9 protein-coding genes are annotated in these 11,573 nt (G+C 69.6%); all 9 read right to left on the bottom strand.

All coding sequences use genetic code 11. The features are described 5' to 3' along the window. Positions 1 to 70: 70 nt before the first annotated feature. Positions 71 to 853 carry a CDP-diacylglycerol--serine O-phosphatidyltransferase gene (gene pssA / locus ACFV7Q_RS18600; RefSeq protein ID WP_385429622.1) on the bottom strand — a complete coding sequence of 261 codons (783 nt, stop codon included), beginning with the start codon at positions 851 to 853 and terminating at the stop codon, positions 71 to 73. Positions 854 to 920: 67 nt separating this feature from the next. Beyond that, positions 921 to 1,577, bottom strand: coding sequence for a phosphatidylserine decarboxylase (locus tag ACFV7Q_RS18595; RefSeq protein WP_385429614.1), 657 nt, complete (start codon positions 1,575 to 1,577; stop codon positions 921 to 923). A 186-nt stretch (positions 1,578 to 1,763) separates the two neighbouring features. Then, complete coding sequence (locus ACFV7Q_RS18590) at positions 1,764 to 2,969, bottom strand: acyl-CoA dehydrogenase family protein (protein WP_385429612.1); 1,206 nt, start codon at positions 2,967 to 2,969, stop codon at positions 1,764 to 1,766. A 27-nt stretch (positions 2,970 to 2,996) separates the two neighbouring features. Next, entirely contained in the window at positions 2,997 to 3,500 is a 504-nt protein-coding gene (locus ACFV7Q_RS18585; RefSeq protein WP_385429610.1) for a MaoC family dehydratase, read from the bottom strand. Positions 3,501 to 3,504: 4 nt separating this feature from the next. Beyond that, the gene (locus ACFV7Q_RS18580) at positions 3,505 to 4,485 is read right to left on the bottom strand and encodes an HpcH/HpaI aldolase/citrate lyase family protein (protein ID WP_385429608.1); all 981 of its coding nucleotides are present in this window, start codon (positions 4,483 to 4,485) and stop codon (positions 3,505 to 3,507) included. Continuing rightward, positions 4,482 to 6,542, bottom strand: coding sequence for a protein meaA (locus ACFV7Q_RS18575; RefSeq protein WP_385429606.1), 2,061 nt, complete (start codon positions 6,540 to 6,542; stop codon positions 4,482 to 4,484). The genes ACFV7Q_RS18580 and ACFV7Q_RS18575 overlap by 4 nt, the downstream gene beginning before the upstream one ends. A gap of 83 nt (positions 6,543 to 6,625) precedes the next feature. Then, entirely contained in the window at positions 6,626 to 7,963 is a 1,338-nt protein-coding gene (gene ccrA, locus ACFV7Q_RS18570; protein ID WP_385429604.1) for a crotonyl-CoA carboxylase/reductase, read from the bottom strand. A 441-nt stretch (positions 7,964 to 8,404) separates the two neighbouring features. After that, positions 8,405 to 9,250, bottom strand: coding sequence for a TetR family transcriptional regulator (locus tag ACFV7Q_RS18565; protein ID WP_385429602.1), 846 nt, complete (start codon positions 9,248 to 9,250; stop codon positions 8,405 to 8,407). A gap of 175 nt (positions 9,251 to 9,425) precedes the next feature. Then, positions 9,426 to 11,228, bottom strand: a complete 1,803-nt coding sequence (locus ACFV7Q_RS18560) for a 3-hydroxyacyl-CoA dehydrogenase family protein (RefSeq protein ID WP_385429600.1) — start codon at positions 11,226 to 11,228, stop codon at positions 9,426 to 9,428. Positions 11,229 to 11,573 lie beyond the last annotated feature (345 nt).

The raw sequence follows: 11,573 nt of genomic DNA, 5'->3' as shown, positions 1-11,573 counted from the left end.
GGCCGGGGCAGCGCGAAGGCCCCGGGTCAGGGGGACCCGGGGCCTTCGTACGGTCAAAGCCAGCGCAGCGCTACGGCAGCTGGGCCGCCCGCGCCTCCCGCCGGTTGTGCCGGAACGTGTTCGCCCGGCGGGTGGTCGCGAACAGCGGAATCGTGGCCGCGAGCGCGATCTGCAGGGCGCAGCCGGTCTGGAGCAGCATCTGACCGCCGGGGGCGTCGAACGCCCAGGCCGCCAGCAGGCCCATCGCCGAGACGATCCAGCTGAGCATCGCCACCGCGAGGACGCCCCGCGGCTTCGGGTACTCGACCCGGCTCACCATCAGCCACGCGACACCGATGATCGCCAGCAGCGTCGGGACGAACGGCAGCTCCAGCAGCACGACCGAGACGACCGTGAGCGCGCCGAACGGGCTCGGCATGCCCTGGAACATGCCGTCCTTCATCGTCACGCAGCTGAACCTGGCGAGCCGCAGGACCACGGCCAGCAGTACGACGATCGCCGCGAGCGCCGACACCTTCTGGTGGGCGTCGTCGGCGACCATGCCGTAGACCAGCACGAAGTACGCCGGCGCGAGGCCGAAGCTGATCAGGTCGGACAGGTTGTCCAGCTCGGCGCCCATCGGGGAGCTGCGCAGCTTGCGTGCGACGATGCCGTCGAAGAGGTCGAAGACCGCGGCGAGCAGCATCAGTATCACCGCGGTCGCCGCGCTGTGCCGGGCCATGCCGGACTCGCCGCTGCCGGTGAGGTGCGGGATGAGGATTCCGGTGGTGGTGAAGTACACCGCCATGAATCCGCAGGTCGCGTTGCCGAGGGTGAGGGTGTCCGCTATCGACAGCCGCAGCGAGAGCGGCATGTCGTCCTCGGCGGACTCCTCCTCTTCGGCGGCCTCGGGCACCCAGCCTGTGGCAGGGGTCTCGGGGTCAGTCACGGTCAATTCGGGTCACCCCCGCGGTGGTGGTCTGACCGACCTCGACCGCGACCTCGACGCCCTCGGGGAGGTAGATGTCGACGCGGGAGCCGAAGCGGATCAGACCGATGCGTTCGCCCTGCTCCACCTTGGTTCCGGCCGGCAGGTAGGGGACGATGCGGCGCGCGACCGCACCGGCGATCTGCACCATCTCGATGTCGCCGAGCTCGGTGTCGAAGTGCCAGACAACGCGCTCGTTGTTCTCGCTCTCCTTGTTGAACGCGGGGACGAACCCGCCGGGGACGTGCTCCACGGACGTGATCGTGCCCGCGAGGGGCGCGCGGTTCACGTGGACGTTCAGCGGGCTCATGAAGATCGCGACGCGGGTCCGCCCGTCCTTCCACGGCATGATGCTCTGCACCACACCGTCGGCGGGCGAGATGACGCGGCCCTGGGCGATCTCGCGCTCGGGGTCCCGGAAGAACCACAGCATGCCCGCGGCGAGCGCGGTGGCGGGCACGGCCGCGGCGGCCCAGCGTCCGGACTTACGGGCCCGGGCGAGGCTGAGCGCCGCGGTGGCGACGGTCGGCAGGAGCCACGGCGATGCTCCGCGCGCGAGGCGTACGCCCATGAGGCTGTCGCGAGGTGCAGAGGTTTGGCTGTGGGGCATGGATGACCTTCGTAGCGGTGGATTGCCGCGCCGCAAATAGGGGGACGGGACGGCGGCTTTACTGGAATGCTATCGGTTGCGCGCGACAACTGGGCAAGCCAGAAGCCGAGTCGATGCCCGTCAGCCAGTCACTGCAAGTGATTCTTTTGCGGCGAACCCCTGGAGGATTCGCCGCAAAAGGGACTTTCAGCCCTGGAGTCGGTACTCCTCGAGCAGGCGTCGCCCAATGATCATTTTCTGGATCTCGGCAGTACCTTCACCGATCAGCAGCATCGGAGCCTCGCGGTAGAGGCGCTCGATCTCGTACTCCTTCGAGAAGCCGTAGCCGCCGTGGATGCGGAACGCGTCCTCCACCACCTCCTTGCAGTACTCGGAGGCGAGGTACTTCGCCATCCCTGCTTCGAGGTCGTTTCGTTCCCCGGAGTCCTTTTTGCGTGCTGCGTTGACCATCATGGCATGAGCGGCCTCGACCTTGGTAGCCATCTCGGCCAGCTTGAACTGGATCGCCTGGTGCTGGGCGATCGGCTTGCCGAAAGTGTGACGTTGCTGGGCATACGAGACACCCAGCTCGAAGGCACGCTGAGCGACGCCGCAGCCACGCGCCGCCACGTTGACGCGGCCCACCTCGACGCCGTCCATCATTTGGTAAAACCCTCGGCCGGTGACCCCGCCCAGGACCCGATTGGCCGGAATGCGCAGTCCGTCCATGATGAGCTCGGTCGTGTCGACGCCCTTGTAGCCCATCTTGTCGATCTTGCCCGGGATGGTCAGGCCGGGCCGGACCTCGCCGAAGCCGGGCTCCTTCTCCACCAGGAAGGTCGTCATGGACTTGTGCGGCGCCGTGCCCTCGGGGTGTCCTTCGTCACTCCGGCACAGCACCGCCACCAGCGTCGAGCTGCCGCCGTTCGTCAGCCACATCTTCTGGCCGTTGAGGACGTACTCGTCGCCCTCCTTGACCGCCTTGGACGTGATGGCCGACACATCGGAGCCCAGCCCCGGCTCGGACATCGAGAACGCGCCCCGCACCTCGCCCAGCGCCATGCGCGGCAGGAAGTGGTCCTTCTGCTCCTGCGTGCCGTGCTGCTTGAGCATGTACGCGACGATGAAGTGCGTGTTGATGATGCCCGAGACGGACATCCAGCCGCGCGCTATCTCCTCCACGCACAGCGCGTAGGTGAGCAGGGACTCACCGAGACCGCCGTACTCCTCGGGGATCATCAGCCCGAACAGGCCGAGCTCCTTGAGCCCGTCCACGATCTGCTGCGGGTACTCGTCGCGGTGCTCCAGCTCGGTCGCGACCGGGATGATCTCCTTGTCCACGAATTCGCGGACGGTCTTGAGGATCTCCTGCTGGACGTCGGTCAGCCCGGCGGTCTGGGCGAGTCGTGCCATGGCTACTTCCCCTGTTCCTTGACTCTGTTAATTGGAAAGCGTGGGGCGGCCGGGCTGCTCGCCGCCGCGCTCCTTGATGTACGTCTCGGTCGGGACCATCACCTTGCGCCGGAAGACGCAGACGAGGGTGCCGTCCTGCTTGTAGCCCTTGGTCTCCACGTACACGATCCCGCGGTCGCTCTTGGACTTCGAGGGGGTCTTGTCAAGGACCGTGGTCTCGCCGTAGATCGTGTCGCCGTGGAAGGTCGGCGCCACGTGCCGCAGCGACTCGATCTCCAGGTTGGCGATGGCCTTGCCGGAGACGTCCGGCACGGACATGCCGAGCAGCAGCGAGTAGATGTAGTTGCCCACGACCACGTTCTTGCCGAAGTCCGTCGTCTTCTCGGCGTAGTTCGTGTCCATGTGGAGCGGGTGGTGGTTCATGGTGAGGAGGCAGAAGAGGTGGTCGTCGTACTCCGTGACCGTCTTCCCGGGCCAGTGCTTGTAGACCGCCCCGACCTCGAACTCCTCGTACGTGCGTCCGAACTGCATGGGGTCAGGCCTCCGGAATCTCGAACTTGCTGGTGCGCTGCATGCCGGCGGCCCGGCCCTTGCCCGCGATGACGAGGGCCATCTTGCGGCTGGCCTCGTCGATCATCTCGTCGCCGAGCATCGCCGAGCCCTTCTTGCCGCCGGCCTCGGACGTGCACCATTCGTACGCGTCCAGGATCAGCTCGGCGTGGTCGTAGTCCTCCTGGGAGGGGGAGAAGACCTCGTTGGCCGCCTCGACCTGGCCCGGGTGCAGCACCCACTTGCCGTCGAAGCCGAGCGCGGCGGCGCGGCGGGCGACCTCGCGGTAGCCGTCCACGTTCTTGATCTGGAGGTAGGGGCCGTCGATCGCCTGGAGATCGTTGGCGCGGGCGGCCATCAGGATCTTCATCAGGATGTAGTGGTAGGCGTCCGCCGGGTAGCCGGGCGGCTGCTCGCCGACGACCAGCGACTTCATGTTGATGGAGGCCATGAAGTCGGCCGGGCCGAAGATGATCGTCTCCAGGCGCGGGGAGGCCTGAGCGATCGCGTTGACGTTGTTCAGGCCCTGGGCGTTCTCGATCTGCGCCTCGATGCCGATCTTGCCGACCTCGAAGCCCATGGTCTTCTCGATCTGGGTCAGCAGGAGGTCGAGCGCCACGACCTGCTCGGCGTTCTGCACCTTCGGCAGCATGATGCAGTCCAGGTTCTGGCCCGCGCCCTCGACGACCGTGACCACGTCGCGGTAGGTCCAGTGGGTGGTCCAGTCGTTCACCCGCACGACCCGGGTCTTGCCGGTCCAGTCGCCCTCGTTCAGGAACTTGACGATGGTGTGGCGGGCCTCGGGCTTGGCGAGCGGGGCGCAGGCGTCCTCCAGGTCCAGGAATACCTGGTCGGCGGGCAGGCCCTGGGCCTTCTCCAGGAAGCGCGGGTTCGAGCCCGGGACGGCGAGGCAGGAGCGTCGCGGCCGCAGTCGGTTCACCGGGGACGTGGGCGTGGGCGTGGTCATGCGAGGACCTCCGTGCTGATGAGGGGGGCGAGCTTGTTCGCTTTCCGGATCTCGTCGACGATACGGCCGATGATCTCCGTGATACCGAAGTCTTTGGGGGTGAACACGGCGGCGACACCGGCCGCCTTCAGTTCTGTGGCGTCAGCCTGGGGAATGATGCCGCCCAGGACGACGGGTATGTCACCCGCCCCCGCCGTGCGCAACCGCTCCAGCACCTCCGGCACGAGGGCGCTGTGCGAGCCGGACAGGATGGACAGGCCCACGCAGTGCACGTCCTCGGCCAGGGCCGCGGTGGAGATCTCCTCCGGGGTGAGCCGGATGCCCTGGTAGACCACCTCGAAGCCGGCGTCGCGGGCACGGACGGCGATCTGCTCGGCGCCGTTGGAGTGCCCGTCCAGGCCGGGCTTGCCGACCAGCAGGCGCAGCCGGCCGCTGCCGAGGTCCTCCGCGGTCCGGCTGACCTTCTCGCGGACGAGCGCCAGGGGCGTGCCCTCCTCGGCGGCGACGGCCACCGGGGCCGACGAGACGCCGGTCGGAGCGCGGAACTCGCCGAACACCTCGCGCAGGGCGCTGGCCCACTCGCCCGTGGTGACGCCGGCGCGGGCGCACTCCAAAGTGGCCTCCATCAGGTTCTCGGTCCCGGCGGCGGCCTCCTTCAGCCGGTCCAGGGCCTGCCCGACGGTCGGGAAGACGAACGGGTCGCCGCCGCCCTGCCGGTCCGAGGACTCCTGCCGCTCGGCGCGCCAGCGCACGATCCGCTCGACGATGGTGTCCTCCACGGCCCCGTCCACCGTCATGATCGCGGTGTCCAGGTCGGCGGTGAGCGGGTTGGGCTCGGTCTGCTCGAAGCAGTTCACGCCGACGATCTTGTCCTCGCCGGTCTCGATCCGGGCGCGGCGCTCCGCGTGCGAGGAGACCAGCTGGGACTTCAGGTAGCCGGACTCGACGGCGGCCATCGCGCCGCCCATCTCCTGGATCCGGTCGATCTCGGCCGTGCAGTCGGCGACCAGCGCGTCGACCTTGGCCTCGATGACGTGCGAGCCGGCGAAGATGTCGTCGTACTCCAGCAGGTCGCTCTCGTGGGCGAGGACCTGCTGGATGCGCAGCGACCACTGCTGGTCCCAGGGCCGGGGGAGGCCGAGGGCCTCGTTCCAGGCGGGCAGCTGCACGGCGCGGGCGCGGGCGTCCTTGGAGAGGGTGACGGCCAGCATCTCCAGGACGATGCGCTGGACGTTGTTCTCCGGCTGGGCCTCGGTCAGTCCGAGGGAGTTGACCTGGACGCCGTAGCGGAAGCGGCGCTGCTTGGGGTCCTCGATGCCGTACCGCTCGCGGGTGATCGTGTCCCAGATGCGGCCGAAGGCGCGCATCTTGCACATCTCCTCGATGAAGCGGACGCCCGCGTTCACGAAGAAGGAGATACGGGCGACGACCTCGCCGAACCGCTCCTCGGGCACCTGGCCCGAGTCGCGCACCGAGTCCAGCACGGCGATGGCGGTGGCCATCGCGTAGCTGATCTCCTGGACCGGGGTGGCCCCCGCCTCCTGCAGGTGGTAGCTGCAGATGTTGATCGGGTTCCACTTCGGGATGTGGTTGACCGTGTACGCGATCATGTCGGTCGTCAGGCGGAGCGAGGGTCCGGGCGGGAAGACGTGCGTCCCGCGCGAGAGGTACTCCTTGACGATGTCGTTCTGGGTGGTGCCCTGGAGCTTGGAGATGTCCGCGCCCTGCTCCTCGGCGGCCACCTGGTAGAGCGCCAGCAGCCACATGGCGGTGGCGTTGATCGTCATCGAGGTGTTCATCTGCTCCAGGGGGATGTCCTGGAACAGCCGCCGCATGTCGCCGAGGTGGGAGACCGGGACCCCGACCCGGCCGACCTCGCCGCGGGCGAGGATGTGGTCGGGGTCGTAGCCGGTCTGGGTCGGCAGGTCGAAGGCGACCGACAGGCCGGTCTGGCCCTTGGCGAGGTTGCGGCGGTAGAGCTCGTTGGACGCCTCGGCCGTGGAGTGGCCGGCGTACGTCCGCATGAGCCACGGACGGTCTTTCTGGCGCTCTGTCATCTCAGGCTGTCCCTTTGGCCCTTGATCGGTACGACGACGGTTCGGGTGTCAGATGGTGCGGCTGGCTGGATTCGTCCGCTCCGCTACGCGTCGCGGAACCGGTTGATGGCGTCGAGGTGCTTGTCGCGCATCTCCTGGTCGCGGACGCCCAGGCCCTCCTCGGGGGAGAGGCAGAGCACGCCGACCTTGCCCTGGTGCAGGTTGCGGTGCACGTCGTACGCGGCCTGGCCGGTCTCCTCCAGGGAGTAGACCTTCGACAGGGTGGGGTGGATCTTGCCCTTGGCGATGAGGCGGTTGGCCTCCCACGCCTCGCGGTAGTTGGCGAAGTGCGAGCCGATGATCCGCTTCAGCGACATCCACAGGTAGCGGTTGTCGTACTCGTGCATGTAGCCCGAGGTCGAGGCGCAGGTGGTGATGGTGCCGCCCTTGCGGGTGACGTAGACGCTCGCGCCGAAGGTCTCGCGGCCGGGGTGCTCGAAGACGATGTCGATGTCCTCGCCGCCGGTCAGCTCGCGGATCTTGGAGCCGAAGCGCTTCCACTCCCGCGGGTCCTGGGTGCGCTCGTCCTTCCAGAACTTGTAGCCCTCGGCGTTGCGGTCGATGACCGCCTCGGCGCCCATCTTCCGGCAGATGTCGGCCTTCTCCGGCGAGGAGACCACGCAGATCGGGTTGGCGCCGCCGGCGAGGGCGAACTGGGTGGCGTACGAGCCGAGGCCGCCGCTCGCGCCCCAGATCAGGACGTTGTCGCCCTGCTTCATTCCGGCGCCGTTGCGGGAGACCAGCTGGCGGTAGGCGGTGGAGTTGACCAGGCCGGGGGAGGCGGCCTCCTCCCAGCTCAGGTGGGCCGGCTTGGGCATCAGCTGGTTGGACTTGACGAGGGCGATCTCCGCCAGGCCGCCGAAGTTGGTCTCGAAGCCCCAGATGCGCTGCTCGGGGTCGAGCATCGTGTCGTTGTGGCCGTCGGAGGACTCCAGCTCGACGGAGAGGCAGTGCGCGACGACCTCGTCGCCCGGCTTCCAGGAGTTGACGCCGGGGCCGGTGCGCAGGACGACGCCGGCGAGGTCGGAGCCGATGATGTGGTAAGGCAGGTCGTGGCGCTTGGTGAGCTCGCTGAGCCGGCCGTAGCGCTCCAGGAAGCCGAAGGTGGACAGCGGCTCGAAGATCGAGGTCCACACGGAGTTGTAGTTGACCGACGAGGCCATGACGGCCACCAGGGCTTCGCCCGGGCCGAGTTCCGGCACCGGGACCTGGTCGAGGTGCAGGGACTTGCGCGGGTCCTTCTCGCGGGACGGGAGCCCGGCGAACATCTCCGTCTCGTCCTTGTGCACGGTGACCGCGCGGTACGAGTCGGGGAGCGGAAGGGCCGCGAAGTCGGCGGCGGTGGCGGCCTGGGACTGGATCGCGTCCAGGATGTCCTTCACGGTGTTGCCTCCTGGGGTCCTCCCGGGCGGGGCCGGGGGAGAGCGCTGGATGAGGGTGCGCTGAGGGGTACGCGGGTGCGTTCGGATACGTGGGGCGGTGCTGCTGTGGTGCCGTCGGTCCGGCGGAGCGGTGGTGCGGGAGCGGCGCCCGTGGTGCGGCGCGCGGTGCCTGGTGACGCAGGCGTCCGGGGCGCGTTCCGTGCCGAGTGGGCGTGGACCGCGGGGACATCCGGACGGGATTCAACGTATGGCACCCCGTGTCACTCAGCAAGGCACCGCGTGCCAAAACTTTCTCTCATTTGCCGATTGACCTGCGCAGATGAGCGATGATCGATCATAGTTACCGGTGAGTAGGGGCAACTCGGACAAACGGAAGCGGCCGCTCCCGGAAGGGGAGCGGCCGCTGTGACGAGCGTCGCTTCGTGTGGTTCTTCGTGTTGCTCAGGACACCGCGCCGGGTGGCTGGGTACCGCGCAGGGCCTCTTCGATGGTCCGCATGACCTCTTCCAGCGGGGCGTCCGTCCGCGCCACCGCCACCAGCACCTCGTCCTGCGCGCGGACCGCGGCCGCCGGAGCCGCCGCCGGGGCGGGCGTCGCGGTCAGGGCCCGGCCGGCGCCGATCCCCGTGCCGAAGGTCTTGCGCACGATCGCGAAGGCGTGGTCCAGCTGCGCCTCCACGTCCCCCTGGCCGCCCGACCGCAGCCAGCGCCGCAGCACGTGGTTGTGGGCCGTCACCACCGCCGAGGCGGCCACCTCGGCCAGCAGCGGGTCGTCATTGCCGTCGTGGGGCTCGGTCTCGTCGAAGTGGGCCAGCAGGTAGCGGGTGAAGAGCCGCTCGTACCGGGCCACCGAGGCGATCTCCCGCTCGCGCAGCGCCGGCACCTCCCGGGTCAGCCGGTAGCGCTCGACCGACACCGCCGGGGAGGCGGCGTACATCTTCATGACTTCCTTGATCCCGCGGCACACCGTGTCGAGCGGGTGCTCGTGCGCCGGGGCCACGTCCAGCACGGCCTCGGCCCGGGTCAGCGTGTCGTCGTGGTCCGGGAAGATCGCCTCTTCCTTGGACCGGAAGTGTCGGAAGAAGGTCCGGCGCGCCACCCCCGCGGCCGCGGCGATCTCGTCGACCGTCGTGGCCTCGTACCCCTTGGTCGCGAACAGCTCCATCGCGGCGGCGGCGAGCTCGCGGCGCATCTTGAGCCGCTGGGCGGCCGCCTTGCTGCCGGCCGCGCTCTCGGGGTTGTCGGAGGCCGCGGTGGCGCGGGGTGAGGTCTTGGCGGGCTGGGACATAGAGCGAAAGTACTTCATCCGCGCCGGGGCGCGCGCCTGAGGGGGGCGGTACGGGGATGGATGCGGGGGAGGGCCCGCACTGGGCTCGGAGGGTACGGTCCGCCGTGAGGGTGCGGCAGACCCGAGCAGCCCTCCCCACGCATCCGGATCGGGGGCCCCGTGGGCCGGGCCCGTCTTACCGGCGGGCGTACTCACGGAATCCGCGGCCGGTCTTGCGGCCCAGGCAGCCCGCCGCCACCAGGTGCTCCAGCAGCGGGGAGGGGGCCAGGCCGGGCTCGCGGAACTCCTTGTGGAGCACCTTCTCGATGGCCAGGGAGACGTCCAGGCCGACCACGTCGAGCAGCTCGAACGGGCCCATCGGGTAGCCGCCGCCGAGCTTCATGGCCGCGTCGATGTCGTCGATGCCGGCGTAGTGCTGCTCCACCATCTTGATCGCGTTGTTCAGGTACGGGAACAGCAGCGCGTTGACGATGAAACCGGCCCGGTCGCCGCAGTCGACGGGGTGCTTGCGCACCTTCGTGCAGACCGCGCGGACCGTGGCGTGCACGTCGTCCGAGGTCAGGACCGTCCGGACCACCTCGACCAGCTTCATCGCCGGCGCCGGGTTGAAGAAGTGCATGCCGATCACGTCCTGCGGGCGCGAGGTCGCCCGGGCGCAGGCGATCACCGGCAGCGAGGAGGTCGTGGTGGCCAGCACCGCGCCCGGCTTGCAGATCTTGTCCAGGGTCGCGAACAGTTCCTGCTTGACCGCCAGGTCCTCGGCGACGGCCTCCACGGCCAGGTCGACCTCGGCGAACGCCTCCAGCGACCCGGCCGGAGTGATCCGTGCCAGCGTCTGCGCCGCGGCCTCCTCGGTCAGCCGGCCCTTCGACACGGCGCGGCCCAGGGACTTGCCGATGGCCGCCTTCGCCGCCTCGGCCTTCTCCTGGCTGCGGGCGGCCAGCACGACCGCGTAGCCGGCCTGCGCGAAGACCTGCGCGATCCCGCTCGCCATGGTGCCCGAGCCGGCCACGCCGACCGACGAGACCGGACGGCCCTCTCCGAGCCGGGCCCCCTCCAGCGGGGTCTGCGCGTCGCGGACGATCTCGGAGCTGCCCGGCTCCGCGTACGTGTAGAAGCCGCGCCCGGACTTCTGCCCGGTCAGCCCGGCCTCGGCCAGGTGGCCCAGGATCGGGGCCGGGGCGTGCAGCCGGTCGCCGGAGGAGGCGTACATGGCCTCCAGGACGGTCCGCGCGGTGTCCACGCCGATCAGGTCGAGCAGGGCGAGCGGGCCCATGGGCAGACCGCAGCCCAGCCTCATCGCCGCGTCGATGTCCTCGCGCGAGGCGTACTTCGACTCGTACATGGCGGCGGCCTGGTTGAGGTAGCCGAAGAGCAGGCCGTCCGCGACGAAGCCGGGGCGGTCGCCGACGGAGACCGGCTGCTTGCCCAGATCGCGGGCCAGGGCGGTGACCGCCTCGACGGCCGGCGGGGCGGTCAGGACGCTGGAGACCACCTCGACGAGCTTCATCGCGGGCGCCGGGTTGAAGAAGTGCAGCCCGAGGACCCGCTCGGGACGCAGCGACTCCGCGGCGAGCCGGGTCACCGACAGGGCGTTGGTGCCGGTGGCCAGGATCGCGTCGGGGCGGACGATCGCGTCCAGCTCGGTGAAGATCCGGTGCTTGAGCTCGTAGTCCTCCGGGACGACCTCGATGACGAGGTCGGCGCCGGCGGCGGCGTCCAGCTCGGTGTAGGTCCGCAGCCGGGCGAGCACGCCTTCGCGCTCCTCCTCGGTGAGGCGGCCGCGGGCCACCGAACGGGCCGTGGCGGCCGCGAGCGAGGCCGTCGCCCGGCGGGTGGCGCTCTCGCTGACGTCGATGCCGACGACCTCGCGGCCGGCGCGGGCGAGGACCTCGGCGATGCCGGTGCCCATCGTGCCGAGGCCGACGACGGCGATGGTCTGGAGGGTGGACTGACTGGACGTGGACGGAAGGTCCATCGCGGGACTCCAGTGGATGAGGGTGACGACTGGGGACGGCGCGCGGCGCACGACGCGCGGCCGGAAGAACGGGAGATGTCCGCAGCGACGCCGTGATCGGGCGGGGCGGGGCGGAGAGCGGCGGACCCTGTCCCGGGGCCACGCCGTACGTGGAGCGCAGTCCGCGGACGGCTGACGGCCGCGTGCTGGGAGCGGTACCTAGCGGTACTGGTGGAGCCGTGCGGTACCTGGGTACCGGACCGACCGACTGCACGGGGTGGCTGCGTCACCAGGCCGACCCCGTACGTGTAGCAGCGAGACTAACTCGTCGGTAACTCCTTGGCCAGAGCGCAGGGGAGACCGGCC

Source organism: Streptomyces sp. NPDC059851, assembly GCF_042732005.1.
Taxonomy (GTDB): Bacteria; Actinomycetota; Actinomycetes; order Streptomycetales; family Streptomycetaceae; genus Streptomyces.
The sequence above is the reverse complement of the archived record's forward strand: the minus strand, read 5'-3'. Positions and strand labels throughout refer to the sequence as shown.

Coding starts and splice junctions, on each gene's coding strand:
- pssA (WP_385429622.1), bottom strand. CDS start 853: ATGCCGCTCTCGCTGCGGCTGTCGATAGCGGACACCCTCACCCTCGGC.
- ACFV7Q_RS18595 (WP_385429614.1), bottom strand. CDS start 1,577: ATGCCCCACAGCCAAACCTCTGCACCTCGCGACAGCCTCATGGGCGTA.
- ACFV7Q_RS18590 (WP_385429612.1), bottom strand. CDS start 2,969: ATGGCACGACTCGCCCAGACCGCCGGGCTGACCGACGTCCAGCAGGAG.
- ACFV7Q_RS18585 (WP_385429610.1), bottom strand. CDS start 3,500: ATGCAGTTCGGACGCACGTACGAGGAGTTCGAGGTCGGGGCGGTCTAC.
- ACFV7Q_RS18580 (WP_385429608.1), bottom strand. CDS start 4,485: ATGACCACGCCCACGCCCACGTCCCCGGTGAACCGACTGCGGCCGCGA.
- ACFV7Q_RS18575 (WP_385429606.1), bottom strand. CDS start 6,542: ATGACAGAGCGCCAGAAAGACCGTCCGTGGCTCATGCGGACGTACGCC.
- ACFV7Q_RS18565 (WP_385429602.1), bottom strand. CDS start 9,250: ATGTCCCAGCCCGCCAAGACCTCACCCCGCGCCACCGCGGCCTCCGAC.
- ACFV7Q_RS18560 (WP_385429600.1), bottom strand. CDS start 11,228: ATGGACCTTCCGTCCACGTCCAGTCAGTCCACCCTCCAGACCATCGCC.